This is a genomic window from Micromonospora matsumotoense (genome assembly GCF_050951065.1).
Classification (GTDB): Bacteria; Actinomycetota; Actinomycetes; order Mycobacteriales; family Micromonosporaceae; genus Micromonospora; species Micromonospora matsumotoensis.
The window spans coordinates 2,237,287-2,252,926 of record NZ_CP192025.1; the positions used below are offsets into that span (position 1 = coordinate 2,237,287).

The 15,640-nt window shown below is 73.8% G+C and carries 12 protein-coding genes and 1 pseudogene; 6 read left to right on the forward strand and 7 right to left on the reverse strand.

Translation table 11 applies throughout. The annotated features are described in order from the left end of the window. Positions 1–6 precede the first annotated feature (6 nt). The 3 genes and pseudogenes from ACQP1S_RS09935 to ACQP1S_RS09945 all read left to right on the forward strand — a co-directional run. Complete coding sequence (locus tag ACQP1S_RS09935) at positions 7–1,761, forward strand: CDP-glycerol glycerophosphotransferase family protein (RefSeq protein ID WP_432905487.1); 1,755 nt, start codon at positions 7–9, stop codon at positions 1,759–1,761. A gap of 174 nt (positions 1,762–1,935) precedes the next feature. Continuing rightward, a complete protein-coding gene (locus ACQP1S_RS09940) occupies positions 1,936–2,592 on the forward strand; it encodes a response regulator transcription factor (RefSeq protein WP_357777930.1) in 657 nt (218 codons plus the stop codon). A gap of 10 nt (positions 2,593–2,602) precedes the next feature. Continuing rightward, a pseudogene (locus ACQP1S_RS09945) lies at positions 2,603–3,994 on the forward strand (ATP-binding protein); the annotation flags it as partial. 226 nt (positions 3,995–4,220) lie between these two features. Here ACQP1S_RS09945 and ACQP1S_RS09950 read toward each other — a convergent pair. From ACQP1S_RS09950 to ACQP1S_RS09965, 4 genes are all read right to left on the reverse strand, one after another. Then, positions 4,221–5,183 carry a TAXI family TRAP transporter solute-binding subunit gene (locus ACQP1S_RS09950; RefSeq protein WP_432905490.1) on the reverse strand — a complete coding sequence of 321 codons (963 nt, stop codon included), beginning with the start codon at positions 5,181–5,183 and terminating at the stop codon, positions 4,221–4,223. Between the two features lie 102 nt (positions 5,184–5,285). Next, positions 5,286–5,954 carry a hypothetical protein gene (locus tag ACQP1S_RS09955; protein ID WP_432905492.1) on the reverse strand — a complete coding sequence of 223 codons (669 nt, stop codon included), beginning with the start codon at positions 5,952–5,954 and terminating at the stop codon, positions 5,286–5,288. A gap of 96 nt (positions 5,955–6,050) precedes the next feature. Beyond that, the gene (gene yaaA / locus ACQP1S_RS09960) at positions 6,051–6,857 is read right to left on the reverse strand and encodes a peroxide stress protein YaaA (RefSeq protein WP_432905494.1); all 807 of its coding nucleotides are present in this window, start codon (positions 6,855–6,857) and stop codon (positions 6,051–6,053) included. A gap of 22 nt (positions 6,858–6,879) precedes the next feature. Next, positions 6,880–8,508, reverse strand: a complete 1,629-nt coding sequence (locus ACQP1S_RS09965; protein ID WP_432905496.1) for a hypothetical protein — start codon at positions 8,506–8,508, stop codon at positions 6,880–6,882. Between the two features lie 234 nt (positions 8,509–8,742). Between ACQP1S_RS09965 and ACQP1S_RS09970 the strand changes: the two genes are divergently transcribed. Continuing rightward, positions 8,743–9,819, forward strand: coding sequence for an App1 family protein (locus tag ACQP1S_RS09970; protein ID WP_432907937.1), 1,077 nt, complete (start codon positions 8,743–8,745; stop codon positions 9,817–9,819). Between the two features lie 33 nt (positions 9,820–9,852). On the opposite strand, the gene glgB is transcribed toward ACQP1S_RS09970, so the two are convergent. Continuing rightward, on the reverse strand, positions 9,853–11,955 hold the full coding sequence (glgB, locus tag ACQP1S_RS09975) for a 1,4-alpha-glucan branching protein GlgB (protein ID WP_432905499.1): 2,103 nt from the start codon (positions 11,953–11,955) through the stop codon (positions 9,853–9,855). Beyond that, positions 11,943–14,159 (reverse strand): maltotransferase domain-containing protein, encoded by a 2,217-nt coding sequence (locus ACQP1S_RS09980; RefSeq protein WP_432905502.1) that lies wholly within the window; start codon positions 14,157–14,159, stop codon positions 11,943–11,945. The genes glgB and ACQP1S_RS09980 overlap by 13 nt, the downstream gene beginning before the upstream one ends. Positions 14,160–14,325: 166 nt before the next feature. On the opposite strand from ACQP1S_RS09980, the gene ACQP1S_RS09985 reads away from it, so the two are divergent. Together ACQP1S_RS09985 and ACQP1S_RS09990 are read left to right on the forward strand one after the other, a co-directional pair. Continuing rightward, a complete protein-coding gene (locus ACQP1S_RS09985; protein WP_432905505.1) occupies positions 14,326–14,637 on the forward strand; it encodes a hypothetical protein in 312 nt (103 codons plus the stop codon). A 78-nt stretch (positions 14,638–14,715) separates the two neighbouring features. After that, positions 14,716–15,027, forward strand: a complete 312-nt coding sequence (locus ACQP1S_RS09990; protein ID WP_432905508.1) for a hypothetical protein — start codon at positions 14,716–14,718, stop codon at positions 15,025–15,027. A 265-nt stretch (positions 15,028–15,292) separates the two neighbouring features. On the opposite strand, the gene ACQP1S_RS09995 is transcribed toward ACQP1S_RS09990, so the two are convergent. Further along, a complete protein-coding gene (locus tag ACQP1S_RS09995; RefSeq protein ID WP_091246731.1) occupies positions 15,293–15,520 on the reverse strand; it encodes a GntR family transcriptional regulator in 228 nt (75 codons plus the stop codon). Positions 15,521–15,640 lie beyond the last annotated feature (120 nt).

Consider the following 15,640-nt stretch of genomic DNA (forward strand, 5'->3'; position numbering starts at 1 on the left):
CCTCCTTTGTTCGGCACGTTGATGGAACGCACCGGCACCGCCGCCCGAGGCGCGCTGCTGGTGCTGTCCTACCTGGTCATGCTCGTCGCGGGCGTCTTCGGATGGGTGGTCCTGTTCGCCGTGGCCGGGCTGGTCGCGGTGGTCGGTGAGTTCGCCCTCACCCGCTGGTCGCCGTCCTCGGAGACGCTGCTGGACAAGGTCGGCCTCCACGGGGGCTACCGGCAGCTGAGCCGGGACCTGGCGACCGTGCTCCTGGTCGCCGCCACGGTCCCGCTCACCGGGGTCGAGCTGACCTGGCTGCTGGTGCTCCCGGCGGCGGTCTGGGTGATCGCCGTCTTCGCGGGCGCCCTGAACACCATGATCGACCGGCGGAACCCCATCTCCGCGCTGGTCCGCAACATCGAGCTGGGCCCGGTCCGCTCGGCGCCCCGCCCGCCGGACTGGATCGCCAACCTCGCCGGCGTCCCGCTCGCGGTGCTCAACGTGCTGCTGATCCCGGCCGCCGTGGTCGCGGCGGTGCGCGCCGACGCCGCCCCCGTCCTGGCGGTCGCCGCGGTGGCCGCCGGTCTCGCCGCGCTGATCGGCGCGGTGGTCGCGGTGACCTGGCTGCGCGGCCGGGGCACCGGCAAGAGCCCGGTGCTGCCGGTGCTGCAACGCTGGCTCGACGGCTACCGGCCCGAGGTCGTGCTCTACTTCGCCGGCCCGGCCAAGGACGTCTACCAGGCCAACATGTGGCTGGCCCCGACCGAGGCGCTGGACCAGCGGGCGGTCGTGCTGATGCGCAGCAAGGAGGCGTTCTTCGAGCTGGCCGACACCCGGCTGCCGGTGATCTGCGTGCCGACCGGGCCGGACTTCATGAATCTCGAACTGGGCACGGTCCGGGCCGCCCTCTACGTGGCGAACGTCGGCGCCAACATCCACATGCTGCGCGAGCCCGGCATGAAGCACGTCTTCGTCGGCCACGGCGACAGCGACAAGCAGGCCAGCGTCAACCCGTACAGCAAGGTGTACGACGAGGTGTGGGTGGCCGGCCTGGCCGGCCGGGAGCGGTACGCGCGGGCCGCGGTGGGCGTCCGGGACGACGACATCGTGGAGATCGGGCGGCCCCAGCTCGCCGGGGTGCACACGTTCGGCGCGACGGCACCCGACCGCCCGTTCACCGTCCTCTACGCCCCCACCTGGGAGGGCTGGCTCGACGACGACCCCTACCACACCTCGCTGGTGCTGATGGGGGAGCGGATCGTCCGGGGTGTGCTGGCCTCGCCGCAGGTCCGGCTGGTCTACAAGCCGCACCCGCTGACCGGCTCCCGGTCCAAGGAGGCCAAGGCGGTGCACGACCGCCTGGTGTCGCTGATCCGCGCCGCCGGGGGCGACCCGGACGCCGGCTCGCTGGACGGCCCCGGTCACCGGGTGGTCACCGGCCGGGTTCCCGCGCTGTTCGACTGCTTCAACCAGACCGACCTGCTGGTCAGTGACATCTCCAGCGTGGTCTCCGACTTCGTGCAGAGCCAACGGCCGTACGTGGTGGCCAACCCGAGCGGGCTGCCGGAGGACGAGTTCCGGCGCGAGTTCCCCACCTCCCGGGGGGCGTACCTGCTCTCGCGGGACTGCGGCGAGCTGCCGAAGATCCTCGCGCTGACCCGGGCCGGCGACGACCCGATGACCGACGCCCGCCGGGAGCTGAAGACCTATCTGCTCGGCCCGGCCGAGGCCAACCCGATGGACCGGTTCCAGGAGGAGATCGGCCGGCTCTGCCGCTGACCGGCCGGGGTGCGGGGCCCGGGGACGAGCACTCGTCTCGGGCTCCGCGTCGTTCGCCCGGCCGGATCGGCGGGCCCGGCGTCCACCGTCCGACCCGGGTTCCCCGGCGTTTCCGGCGAGCCGGTGCTTCTGCCACCATTTGCTCGTCATCCGTACGACGAATGGGGGTCGCCGGTGCGCATCCTGCTGGTCGAGGACGACCGACGGGTGGCCGCCGCCCTCGCGTCGGCGCTGACCCGACGCGGCTACGAGGTCGAGCACGCGGCCACCGTTGCCGCCGCGCTCTCCGCCGCCCCCTGTGACCTGGTGCTGCTCGACCTCACCCTGCCCGACGGGGACGGCACCGAGGTGTGCCGGGAGCTGCGGCGGCGCAGCAGCCAGCTCGGCATCATCGCGGTGACCGCCCGGGGGGAGGAGCGCGACCGGGTGCTCGGGTTGCGGCTCGGCGCCGACGACTATGTGGTGAAGCCGTTCTCCATGGTGGAGTTGCAGGCCCGGATCGAGGCGGTGCTGCGCCGGGCGGCCCACGCGGTGCCGGCGCGGGACCTGATCGAGGTCGGTCCGGTCCGCATCGACGTGTCGGCCCGTACCGTGGCCGTCGACGGCCGGTCGGTGGCGCTGACCCGCAAGGAGTTCGACATCCTGCTCTCGCTGGCCCGCCAGCCCGGGACGGCGGTGCCCCGGGACCGGATCCTGCTCGACGTCTGGGGCACCACCTGGGCGGACCGGCACACCGTCGAGGTGCACGTCGGTTCGCTGCGCGGCAAGCTCGGCGACCCCCGCCTGGTGGAGACCGTACGCGGGGTCGGCTACCGGCTCCGGGGCGAGTGAGGGGCAGCCGGTGCGGCGTCGACTGGTGATCAGCTACCTGCTGCTGATGGTGCTGGTGCTCCTGGCGTTGGAGACGCCGCTCGCGGCGACCCTGGCGTCCCGGGAGACCGACCGGGTCCGCGCCGACCGGCTCGCCGACGCGACCCGGTTCGCCTCGCTGGCCGGGCCGGCGTTGCGCGGCGGGGTCGCCGGGCCGCTGACCGGCGAACTGGTCAGCTACGACCAGCTGTACGGCATCGGCGCCGCAGTCGTCGACCGGGACGGTCGGGCGCTGGTGATGTCGACCAGTTGGCGCGCGGGCCGGGACACCCGGATGGCGCTGGACAGCGCGCTGGCCGGGCAGCAGTTCAACGGGCCGGACTCGGTGTGGCCGTGGGTGGACGGCCCGCTGGTGGTGGCGGTGCCGATCAACGACGGCGGTGAGGTGCTCGGCGCGGTGGTCACCACCACGCCGGTGGCCAAGGTCCGCCGCACGGTCACCGCCTGGTGGCTGCTGCTCGCCGGGATCGGGTTGCTCGCCGTGCTGGCCTGCGTCTCCACCGCGTTCGGGCTGGCCGGTTGGGTGTTGCGCCCGGTGACCGAGCTGGACGCGGTGACCCACGAGATCGCCGAGGGGGACCGGGGGGCCCGGGTGCAGGACCGGTGGGGCCCGCCCGAGCTGCGCCGCCTGGCGGCGAGCTTCAACCACATGGCGGCGGTGGTCTCCGACGTGATGGACCGGCAGCGGGCCTTCGTCGCGCACGCCAGTCACCAGCTGCGCAACCCGCTGACCGCGTTGCGGCTGCGGGTGGAGGAGCTGGGGCCGAGCGTGACCGACCAGGACGGCCGGGCCGAGCACCGGCTGGCCCTGGAGGAGACCGACCGGTTGGCGCTGGTCCTCGACGGGCTGCTCACCCTGGCCCGCGCCGAGCGCGAGCAGAACGAACGGGTCACCGTGGACGCGGCGGCGGTGGCCGCCTCCCGGGTCGCCGCGTGGGAGCCGCTGGCCCGGCACCGGTCGGTCGTCCTGCGCCTGGCGGCATCCGGCCCGGCCTACGCGCGGACCGTGCCGACCGCCGTCGACCAGGCGTTGGACGCGCTGATCGACAACGCGATCAAGTTCAGCGGGGACGGCGGGGAGGTGACGGTGGCGGTCCGGCACGTCGACGGGGGCACCGCGCTGGAGGTGCGCGACACCGGCCCGGGGATGACCTCGGACCAGCTCGACCAGGCCACCGAGCGGTTCTGGCGGGCCCCGGACGCGCAGAACATCGAGGGTGCCGGCCTCGGCCTGACCATCGTGGCGGTGTTGGTGGACGCCTCCGACGGCCGGCTCACCATGCATCCGGGGGAACCGCGCGGCCTGGTCGCCGAGTTGTGGTTCCCCGCCCCACCCGCTGCCGCCCCGTCGCCGACCGCCGACCCCCCGCCGACCGCCACCGGCGCGCCGACCGCCGACGCCCCGCCCTACGCCGATCCTCCGCCGACCGTCGACGCCCCGCCCGCCGGCCCGGCTGCTCCTGTGGTCGCCGGGCCTGTGGCCGCCGGGCCGGGGAAGTCCGTCGACGGCCCGGCGGCGTCGGACGGGGCGGTGGGGTCCGCGTCGGAGGGGTCGGTGGGGTCCGGAGGCACCGGGGCGGGCTGACGGGTCAGGGCTTGGCGGACCGGTACCAGTCGGCCGCGCCCGGGTGCAGCGGCAGCGGGGTGGTGGCGATCGCCGAGCGGGGGCTCAGCCGACCGGCCGCCGGATGTGCGGCGGCGAGTTCCGCCCGACGCTCCATCAACAACCGGGTCACCTCGCGGACCAGGGGCTCCGGCAGGTCCGTCCGGACGATCAGATAGTTGGGGTTGGCGACCGTGGTGACCGGGTCCACCCCGTACACCGAGCGGGGGATGTCCCGGGAGACGTACACCTCGCGGTAGGTGCGGCGCAGTGGCTCGGTCCACTCGCCCAGGTTCACCAGCCGGATCGAGGTGGCGTCGGCCAGCCCCTTCACCCCGCGGACCGGCAGGCCGCCGGAGAAGAAGAAGGCATCGATGCGGCCGGCCCGCAGCGCCGCCACCGAGTCGTCCAGACCGAGATGTTCCTGCCGGACCCGGTCACCGCCGAGCCGGGCCACCTCCAGCAGCCGGGTCGTGGTGATCTCGGTGCCGGAGCCGGGGGCACCCACCGAGACCCGCCGCCCGCGCAGGTCGGTGAGATCGCGGATCGGGCCACCGGCGGGGGTGACCAGGTGCAGCAGGTCGTCATAGACGCGCGCCACCGCGAGCACCTTCGGTGGGGTGGTGGGGTTGGTGTCGAGCACGTCGGCCTGGGTGAAGCCCAGTTCGGCGGCGCCGGAGCCGACCAGCCGGACGTTCTCGGCGGAGGCGGCGGTCACCACTACGCTGGCCCGTACGCCGGGCAGCTCGCGGTTGAGGACGGCGGCCAGCGACTGGCCGAAGGCGTGGTAGACGGCGGTCGGGCTGCCGGTGGCGATCCGGATCCGGACCGGCTCGTCGGGGGCGTCCTGGCAGCCGCCGAGCCCGCCGAGCACGACGATCAGCAGCATCAGCAGCGTCCCGCCGGCGGAGGCGGACCGCCGGCCGCGCCCGGTCCGGCTACGGCTCACGCGGTGCACTCTGCGCCGTCACCGCCCTCGGCGCAAGCTCAGGGGACCGGTGCGGGGCCTGACCGCCGGGTCAGTGCGGACGCCGGTCGACGTCCGCCGCGCTCAGGCGAGGGTGGGCAACCGGGCGGGGGCCAACGCGGCCCGTTCCATGATCCGCAGTCGGTCCGGGCCGTCGGCGACGCTCACCACCAGGCAACCGGTACCCGGGCGCAGCAGCGCCGGCACCTCCAGTTGGGCGGCCGACCGGACCAGCACGGCGGCCAGTTCCCGATCGGCCAGCCGGATGCCGAGGATGTGCCGGCGGACGTGCCGGCCGCCGGCCAGTAACGCCGAGCGCCAGGCCGCCGAGGCGAGCCGGGTCCGCCAGGCGGCCCGGGGGGTGGAGGAACCGACGGCCGGCCCGAGCAGTTCCCGTCGCCCCTGCCGCCAACCCGCCTCGCGCAACGCCGCATACCTGAGGGCCTGCGCCGTCGGCACGTGCAACCGGTGCAGCTGGTAGCGGCGGCGCAGGCCACCGGTGGCGACCTCGTGCTCGACCGGTACGTCGAGCCGGATGAGCAGTTGCCGCATCCGCAGCGCGGCATCCTCCCGGTTGAACTCCACCACTGCCCGGTGCGGTGCCGGTGCCGGGCGGTGCGTGGCGACGGTCGGCGCCGGCGTGCACCGCACCAGGCAGGCCACCTCGAACGCGTCGGCCAGCGTCAGCCAGTCCAGCGGCGGCGGGGACGACGGGAGATGTGGCCGGTCGAGCAGGCGGGCTTCGGAGGTCATCGGAACGCTCCTTCTCGACGTCGGATTCCCCTACGGTCGCCTGCCGGTCCGCCCGCCTCCAGCCATCGGCAGCGGATTTGAGGAAATCTTGCGTTCCTAGAGTTCGGTCACCACGACGTCGACCTGACGGGGGCGGCCCGCCGTCACCGGCTGCTCCTCGATCGGATACTTCAGGTCACGCAACGCGCCGATCAGGGCGGTGGCGGTGCGCGGCCGGGCCCCCGCGACCAGCAGGTCGCGGACCAGCCGACCCTTGGTCGCCTTGTTGAAGTGGCTCACCACCGTGCGTTCCCCCGGCCGACGTTCGTGCAGCACCCGCACGGTGACCGTCCGTCCGGCCAGTTCCGTCGGCGGCAGCCAGGTCGCCGCGTACGCGGCGGACCGCAGGTCCAGCACCGGGCCGCTGCCGGCCGCCGCCGTCAGCACCGGTGACAACACCCGCCGCCAGTACGCCGACAGCGCCCCCACCCCCGGCAACCGCGCCCCGATCGGGCACCGGTACGGCGGGATCCGGTCGGTGAGGCGTACCGCGCCCCACAGCCCCGAGCTGACCAGCACCGAGCGGCGGGCCGCCCGCAGCGCCCCGGGCGGCAGGGTGGCCAGACCGAGCGCCTCGTAGAGCACCCCGGTGTAGACCTGCCCGGCCGGTGCGGTGGCGGCCCGGTCCAGCCGGGCGTTACGGGCCAGCTCGCCCCGCTGACCGGCGGTCAACCCGAGGGCGGCCAGGGCGGCGTCTGCGGCACCGGGCCCGTCCGACCGGCCGGCGGCACCGAGCGCCATCAGGGCGGTCAGCACCTCCTCGCGGGCCGGGGTCAGCTCGGGCAGGGAGAGCCGGGACAGGTCGAGCCGACGACCGGTGCCGGCGTCGGCCTTGCCCTCGGAGGGCGGCAGCAGGATGAGCACCCGGAAAGCGTACGGGCCGAGGTCAGCGCCACGGCCGGACGGCGCTCGCCGGGTGGTACACCCGGTAGCCGGCGACCTCGACCAGCCGGGCGGGGTCGGCCCGGTCACCGAGCAGCCCCCGCAGCCGGCGTTCCGCCGGGGAGTCGACCGGCAGCACGTACCCGGGCCGCTCCGCCCGCTCCACCTGCCGCCAGTACGGCCGGTACCGGTTCTGCCCCGGGGTGAGTTGCCCGTCGAGCACCGCGCAGACCACCCGCTCACCGGTGTCGAAGGTCAACCGGTTGCAGGTCCAGTAGTCGCCGTAGACCTCCCGCAGCCCGGTACGACGTACCGCGTCGGCCAGCTCCCGGGCCCGCCGCTGGTCGGCCCGGGGCGCGTCCAGCGCCGTCAGGAACAGCCCGGTCGCCACCAGGGCGGTGGCGGTCAACCCGGCCAGCACCGCCGTGGCGCCCGCCCCGACCAGCCGGCCGACCATCCCGACGGTGCCCCGCCAGCAGGCCACCGCCGCCAGCCAGAGCGGCCAGAGCACCGCCGGCAGGGAGATCTGCAGCACCGCCAGGTAGCGGGCGTTGGCCAGCGGGTCGGTCGCGGCGGGTGGGCTGCGGACGTACGACAGCAGGGTCAGGGCGGCACCGGCGAGCAGGGTGAGCTGGGCGACGGGCCGGATCCGCGCGGCGGCCGGCCGGCCCGCGGTCCGGCGGTAGCCGACCAGGGCGAGCCCGGCGGCGGCGACCAGCAGCACCGGGTAGAGCACCCCGAACCACTCCTGCCGACGGGCGCAACCGGTGACCGGGCAGAGGCCGGTGGCCAGCGGTACCCCCGTCAGCAGGCCCCCGCGCACCCGGTCGACCAGCGGCGGCGTCGGCCCGGTGCCGGCGCTGAGCTGGCGCAGCACCGACCACGAGTCCGCGCCCGGCGGTGCGACCAGGTTGTCCCAGACCAGCGGGGCCACCCCGACCGCGAATCCCGCCACCAGCAGCAGCCCCGGCCAGCCCCGCAGCTCCCGGCGGGCGGCATAGAGCAGCAGCAGGCAGGCGACCGCCAGGTAGGGGGCGAGCAGCCAGTCGGACCAGAGCGCCGCCCCGGCGCACCACCCGGCGAGCCCCGCCGCCGCCCGCCGCCACCCGGGCCGCCGCCACCGGCCCCGCCGCTCCGCCAGCCCCACCGCGATCAACAGGATCGCCAGCACCATCGGTTTTCCCTCGGGTCGCCCGCCGACCACGGTGAGCTGGTCGCGGACCACCCGTTCGGTGCCGAGCGCCAGCAGCCCGACGGTGAAGGTGGCGAACCACGGCCGGTAGAGCCGCCGGCTCAGCCGGTACGACAACCAGAGGAAGAGCGCGTACAACGCGACCAGCGGCAACCGCAGCACCGGCCAACCCGGTCCGGCCAGCGCCACCAGCGGGGCCGCCAGGTAGGACTCGACCATGCCCATGTAGTGCTGCCCGTACAGGAAGACGGGGTGCTCCCGGCCGGCGGCGATGTGCATCGCGGCCAGCCCGAAGGTCGCCTCGTCGCTGTTCGCGGCGGGCACCGTCAGCAGGGTCAGGACCAGCCGGTAGCCCACCCCGGCCAGCCCGAGCAGCAGCGCGACCAGCGCGGGACGGTCCAGCCGCGCGCGGTCGGGCGGTACACGTGTCGACACGACCAACGCCCCCGTCGTCGTCCCGACCGGAGTGTGTCACGCCGTCCGGGACTCCCGGGCCGGATCGGAGCGGCTGACCCGACGCCGGCCCGCGCCCGCCCCGCCCAGCGCGCCTGCCCGGCTCGTCTCCCGCCCGGCCCGGCTCGGCTCGTTTTCCGCCCGGTCCGGGGCGTCGGCCGTCTGCCGCGTGCGCCGCTGCTCACCGGGGGCGCTCGACCCGCTGTGCTCCTGGTCGCTCGCCTGGCCGCTGCCGGACTCCTGTGGCAGGGTTGCAGCGTGCCCTCCACCACCGCGAGCCAGCTGGCCGTACCCACCCTGCACCGGGCCGCGCGGATCGAGGACGCCCTGCACCAGCTGGTGGAGCGCCGGCTGCGCCGCACCGGCTGGCAGCCCAACATCGTCGCGTACGCCGGCTACGGCGCCCCTGGTTGGGCCCGGGTGCTGTGCCGGGTGCTGCTCAGCCGCCCCGACCGGCGGCAGGGCCGGCTGGAGAAGGTACGCGGCTGGCGCAGCTTCACCACCCTGCCCGCCAAGCACGTCGAGGTCACCATCGAGGCCGGCGACGGCGTGCACACCGCCCGTGCCGACCGCAGCGGCTTCGTCGACACGGTGGTCAAGGCCGACTTCACCCCCGGCTGGGCGTCGGTGCGGCTGCGGGTCGCCGACGCCGAACCGGTCGAGGCGCTGGTGCGGGTGATCGACCCGGAGGTGCGCCTCGGCATCCTCTCCGACATCGACGACACGGTCATGGTCACCGCGCTGCCCCGACCCATGCTGGCCGCGTGGAACACCTTCGTCCTCGACGAGCACGCCCGCACGGCGGTGCCGGGCATGGCGGTGCTCTATGAACGCCTGGTCACCGCCCACCCGGGCAGCCCGGTGTTCTACCTGTCCACCGGCGCGTGGAACGTCGCGCCGACGCTGACCCGGTTCCTGTCCCGGCACCTCTATCCGGCCGGCCCGCTGCTGCTCACCGACTGGGGGCCGACGGCCGACCGCTGGTTCCGCAGCGGCCGGGAACACAAACGGGCCACCCTGGCCCGGCTGGCCACCGAGTTCCCCGACGTGCGCTGGCTGCTGATCGGCGACGACGGGCAGCACGACCAGGAGATCTACCGGGAGTTCGCCGTCGCCCACCCGGAGAACGTCGCCGGGGTGGCGATCCGCCGGCTCTCCCCGACCCAGTCGGTGCTCGCCGGCAGCCTGCCCGTGCCGAACGACCGGCCGTCGTCGGCGGGGCCGGTGGGGCAGAAGTGGCTCTCCGCCCCCGACGGCGCCGGCCTGTGGAAGCTGCTCCGCGACGCCGGCCTGGTCTGATCCCCGGCCCGACCGGCGTCCCGGGCGGGTGGGTCAGTCGCGGCGCAGCCAGAGCACGCCGAGCGGGGGGACCCGCAGCGCCACCGAGGCGGGCAGGCCGTGCCAGGGGACGTCCTGGGCGTGCACCGCGCCGAGGTTGCCCACGCCGGAGCCGCCGTAGTGCTGGGCGTCGGTGTTGATCACCTCGGTCCAGGTGCCGCCGGCCGGCAGGCCGACCCGGTAGTCCTCCAGCGGGCTCGCGGAGAAGTTCGCCACGCAGACCAGGGTCGCGCCGTCCGGGGCGATCCGGACGAAGGAGACCGCGTTGTTGGCGACGTCGTCCCCGGCGATCCAGCGGAACCCGGCCGGGTCGGTGTCCTGCGCCCACAGCGCCGGGGTGTCCCGGTAGGCGGCGTTGAGGTCGGCGACCAGCCGCTGCACCCCGGCCCGGGCCGGATCGTGCAGCACGTACCAGTCCAGGCCGCGTTCCTCGCTCCACTCCCGGTCGTCGCCCAGCTCGCAGCCCATGAAGAGCAGTTGCTTGCCCGGGTGCGCCCACATGTACGCCAGCAGCGCCCGTACGTTGGCCAGCCGCTGCCAGGTGTCGCCGGGCATCTTGGCGACCAGCGATCCCTTGCCGTGCACCACCTCGTCGTGGCTGATCGGCAGCACGTAGTTCTCGCTCCAGGCGTACGCCAGGGAGAAGGTGAGCTGATGGTGGTGGTGCTGCCGGTAGATCGGGTCCTTCGCGGTGTAGAGCAGGGTGTCGTGCATCCAGCCCATGTTCCACTTGAAGCCGAAGCCGAGCCCGCCGTCGCTGGTGGGTCGGGTCACCCCGGGCCAGGCGGTGGACTCCTCGGCGATCAGCACCACCCCGGCGTGGTGCTTGTAGACGGTGGCGTTGACCTCCTGCATGAAGGCGATCGCCTCCAGGTTCTCCCGGCCGCCGTGCTGGTTGGGCAGCCACTGCCCCTCGGGGCGGGAGTAGTCCAGGTAGAGCATCGAGGCGACCGCGTCCACCCGCAGGCCGTCGACGTGGAACTCGTCGCACCAGTAGAGCGCGTTGGCGACCAGGAAGTTGCGCACCTCGCGGCGACCGAAGTCGAAGACGTACGTGCCCCAGTCGGGGTGCTCGCCGCGGCGCGGGTCGGGGTGCTCGTAGAGCGGGGTGCCGTCGAAGCGGGCCAGCGCCCACTCGTCCTTGGGGAAGTGCGCGGGCACCCAGTCCAGCAGGACCCCGATGCCGGCGGCGTGCAGCCGGTCCACCAGGTGCCGGAAGTCGTCCGGGTCGCCGAACCGGGAGGTCGGCGCGAAGTAACCGGTGACCTGGTAGCCCCAGGAACCGCCGAACGGGTGCTCCATCACCGGCAGGAACTCCACGTGCGTGAAGCCCATCTCGGTGACGTACGCGGTGAGTTGTTCGGCCAGCTCCCGGTAGCTGAGGCCGGGCCGCCACGAGCCGAGGTGTACCTCGTACACGCTCATCGGTTCCCGGTGCGGCTGCCGGCGGGCCCGGCGCTCCAGCCAGAGTGCGTCGGACCACTCGTAGCGGGACCGGTGCACCACCGAGGCGGTGGCCGGCGGCACCTCGGCGTAGGCGGCCATCGGGTCGGCCTTGTCCCGCCACTGCCCGTCGGCGCCGAGGACGCGGTACTTGTACCGGGCACCTTCCTGCGCGCCGGGCACGAAGATCTCCCAGACGCCGCTGGAGCCGAGGCAGCGCATCGGCCAGCCGTCGTCGGCGCCCCAGCCGGTGAAGTCGCCGATCACCCGCACCCCACGGGCGTTCGGGGCCCACACCGAGAAGGCGACGCCGCCGTCGCGCACCCGCGCGCCGAGCGCCTCCCAGAGCCGTTCGTGCCGGCCCTCGCCGATCAGGTGCAGGTCCAGCTCGCCCAGGGTCGGCGGGTGACGGTACGGGTCGTCGGTGACCCCGCCGTCGACCTCGACCCGGTAGTCGAGCACGCTGCCCTGGACGCGGGCCTCGAAGACGCCGACGTCGTGCACCCGCTTCATCGGGTGCCGGTCGTCGCCGACCAGCAGCGCCACGTCACCGGCACCCCGCCGCATGGTGCGGATCGTGGTCCACCCGTCGGCGGGGTGTGCGCCGAGCAGAGCGTGCGGGTCGTGCGTCGCGCCGGCGATCAGCTGGTCCATCTGGCGTCCTTCGAGGCGGGGTCGGTCGGGGTGCTGCCGTGCGGGGTCCGGCCGGTCCTGGCCCGGCCGTTCTTGATTTTGCGGCCGGTGCCGGCGGTGCGGGTCGCGGTGGGGCCGGGCGACCGGGCGACCTGCGGGGCGGGCGCGGTCGGCGCGGTGCCGCCGGAGAGGTCGCCGGGCACGTCCGCCACGGTCAGCTCCGCCGGCTCCGCCCCGGCCGGCATCGTGGTGGGTGGTGTCGGCGGGCGGCGGACCGTCAGCACGTGCGCGGGTTGCAGGTACGGGTCGAGCCGGACCGCGTTGCGCTGGCCCCACTCGTAGCTGGCCCCGGTCAGCTCGTCGTGCACGGTGAACCGTTCGTGCCAGTCGAAGCCGAGCGCCGGCATGTCCAGGGTGGTGTTGCCCCACTGCACGGTGTGCGAGTCGAACGAGCAGATCACGATGACCGTGTCGCCGGTGTCCGGGTCGCGCTTGGACCAGCAGAGCAGCGCCGGGTTGTCGATGTCGTGGAAGACCAGGTTGCGCAGCCGGTGCAGGGCCGGGTGCTCGCGCCGTACCCGGTTGAGGGTGGCGACGAACGGGGCCAGCGAGCGGCCGTGTGCCTGCGCGCCGGCCCAGTCCCGGGGGCGCAACTCGTACTTCTCGTTGTCGAGGTATTCCTCCGCGCCGGGGCGGGCGACGTGCTCGAACAGTTCGAAGCCGGCGTACATGCCCCAGGAGGGGCTGAGCAGCGCGGCCAGCACCGCCCGGATCTTGAACATCGGCGGTCCCCCGTGTTGCAGGGACTCGTGCAGGATGTCCGGGGTGTTGGGCCAGAAGTTGGGCCGCATCCAGTCGACCGAGGCGACCAGTTCCTCGCAGTACTCCCGCATCTCGGCGGCCGTCGTGCGCCAGGTGAAGTAGGTGTACGACTGGGTGAAGCCGATCTTGCCGAGCCCGTGCATGATCGCCGGCCGGGTGAACGCCTCGGCCAGGAAGAGCACGTCCGGGTCGGTACGTTTCACCTCGGCGATCAGCCGGTGCCAGAAGTCGAACGGCTTGGTGTGCGGGTTGTCCACCCGGAAGATCCGGATGCCCTCGCCGATCCAGTGCCGCACCACCCGCAGCACCTCGGCCCGGATGCCGTCGGGGTCGTTGTCGAAGTTGACCGGGTAGATGTCCTGGTATTTCTTGGGCGGGTTCTCCGCGTACGCGATGCTGCCGTCGGCGCGGGTGGTGAACCACTCCGGGTGCTCGGTGACCCACGGGTGGTCGGGGGCGCACTGCAACGCCAGGTCCAGCGCCACTTCCAGGCCCTGTTCGGCGGCGGCGGCGACGAAGGCGCGGAAGTCGGCCGGCGTACCCAGGTCGGGGTGGATGGCGTCGTGGCCGCCCTCGGCCGCGCCGATCGCCCACGGCGAGCCGACGTCGTCCGGGCCGGCGGTCAGCGCGTTGTTGCGGCCCTTGCGGTTGACCCGGCCGATCGGGTGGATCGGCGGCAGGTAGAGCACGTCGAAGCCCATCGCCGCGACCCCGGGCAGCCGGTCCAGCGCCGTGACGAAGGTGCCCGAGCGGGCCGGCGCGTCGACGGTGGCCGGGACCGCGCCCTCGGAGCGGGGGAAGAACTCGTACCAGGCGGAGAAGAGCGCCCGGGGGCGGTCCACCCAGAGCCGGTGCGGCGTGCCGGTGGTGACCAACTCCCGCACCGGGTGGGCCCAGAGCAGGTCGGCCAGGTCGAGGGCCGGGGTGACCCGGTGGGCCAGGTCGGCCTGCTGGTCGCCCAGCGCCGCCACCGCCGCCGTGAGCCGTCCGGCCTCGGCGGCCGGCACGAGTGGCAGGGCGGCGGTCAGCACCCGGACGCCCTCGGCCAGGTCGTTGGCCAGTTCGGCCGCCCCCTGCCCGGCGGCGACCTTCTTGGTCACCGCGTTCTGCCAGGTCAGGTACGGGTCCTGGAACGCCTCGACGGTGAAGGTCCACTCGCCGACGGCGTCCGGTCGGATGGTGGCGTGCCAGCGGTCCTGCCCCGGTTCGCCCGGCCGCATCCGGGTGAACGGGCGGGCCGCGCCGTCCGGGCCGTGCCAGACCACGTTGCAGCCGAGCGCGTCGTGCCCTTCCCGGTAGGCGCGTGCCGACACCGGTACCACCTCGTCGACCACGGCCTTGGCCGGGTAGCGACCGCAGGCGACGACGGGGGAGACGTCTTCGATCGGGAACCGTCCGCTCACCCGCTCAACCTACTGTGCGAGATCCTCTCGCGCTCAATCAAGCGTCTCCTTCTCTGTCCGGCCGTCGCCTGCGGCCGTTTCCCCAGCTCCGGACACGTGGCGTTGCGGGTTGATCACCATGTGTGTATGGTCGGCCGGGTCAATCGACGGATCATGATCTGGAGGTATGATGAATCGGCTCAAATCCCGCGCGGCGGCCCTCGTAGCGGGCGCCACGATCGCCGGCCTCGTCGTGGCGGCGGTGCCCGGCACCGCCGCCCAGGCCGGTTACTACCAGTACCGGAAGTGCTCCGACGCGGTCTCGCTCTCCTTCTTCGTCGACAGCACCTCGTCGACCACGCGGTGGCCGCACTCGATCGGCTGGAACAACGTCATGTACGCGGCGCAGGAAGCCAACGGCCGCTACCACGTCTCGCTCTGGGACACGTCGGGCGACACCAACGGCTGGGTCAGCACCGCCTGGGTCCGCGCCTGCTGAGCCCGGCCGCCGCACCGCACCGGCGGTGACGCCGCCGCGGCCCCGCACCCACCACACCCGACGACCCGGAGGTACCCCGTGAGAACGACCAGCAAGCGCGCGCTCGCCCTCCTGACGGTGGCCGCCCTGACCAGCCTCGGCGTGACCGTGGCCACCGGTGGTGCCGCCCAGGCGGCCTACTACCAGTACAGCAAGTGCTCCACCGCCGTCAGCCTGTCCGTGTTCGTGGACAGCACCTCGTCGACCACGAAGTGGCCGCACTCGGTCGGCTACAACACCCGGATGTTCGCCGCGCAGGAGGCCAACGGGCGCTACCACGTCTCGCTGTGGAACGACAGCGGCGACACCAACGGCTGGGTCAGCACCGCCTGGGTCCGACCCTGCTCGTAGCCCTCCCCGCTGCGGCGGGCATCCGTCCCGCCTGTAGCTCTCCGGCGGTGCTGCACGCGGCCCAGCCGTGCGGTAGGTCCCTGCCCCCTCTCAGGCCCCTGCCCCGCGTCGGATCCCCTCCCCGCGTCACCTGTCCGGAGACACGTGTGCCCGGCTGGCATCCCCCTGCCAGCCGGGCACACGTCGTACCTGCGAGTGAGTGGCGCAGGGTGCCGGCTCCCACCGCCGGGTAGCCGGCCGCATCCGCTGTGCTGGGCGGGGATGTTCAGGTGGCGGGAGTCGCGGCGACGTACAGGCCGGCCCCCTGAACGCCGACGATGATCCCGTGGGCCTGTAGGAGCATCACCGCTCGCTGCACGGTCGAGACGCTTGCCGAGTAGAGCCGGGCCAACTCGGCGTAGGTGGGCAGCCGGCTCTCCGGCGGGTACTCGCCCTGCTGGATACGGGCGTGCAGGTCGGCGGCGATCTTCCGGTAGCCCATCGGGATGGTCATGGAGCCTGCCTCCGTCCGGCAGTACTTTCGTCGGAGACCCGTATGACTGTCAGGCATTTTTGTGCCTGACAGTCATACGACCTTCTGGAGAGTGGTACCCCCGTCGGGGTTACGCATTGT

Bases quoted from the DNA above. Each gene is read 5' to 3' on its own strand.
- ACQP1S_RS09955 (WP_432905492.1), bottom strand. From the start codon at position 5,954: ATGACCTCCGAAGCCCGCCTGCTCGACCGGCCACATCTCCCGTCGTCC.
- glgB (WP_432905499.1), bottom strand. From the start codon at position 11,955: ATGGACCAGCTGATCGCCGGCGCGACGCACGACCCGCACGCTCTGCTC.
- ACQP1S_RS09985 (WP_432905505.1), top strand. From the start codon at position 14,326: ATGATGAATCGGCTCAAATCCCGCGCGGCGGCCCTCGTAGCGGGCGCC.
- ACQP1S_RS09995 (WP_091246731.1), bottom strand. From the start codon at position 15,520: ATGACCATCCCGATGGGCTACCGGAAGATCGCCGCCGACCTGCACGCC.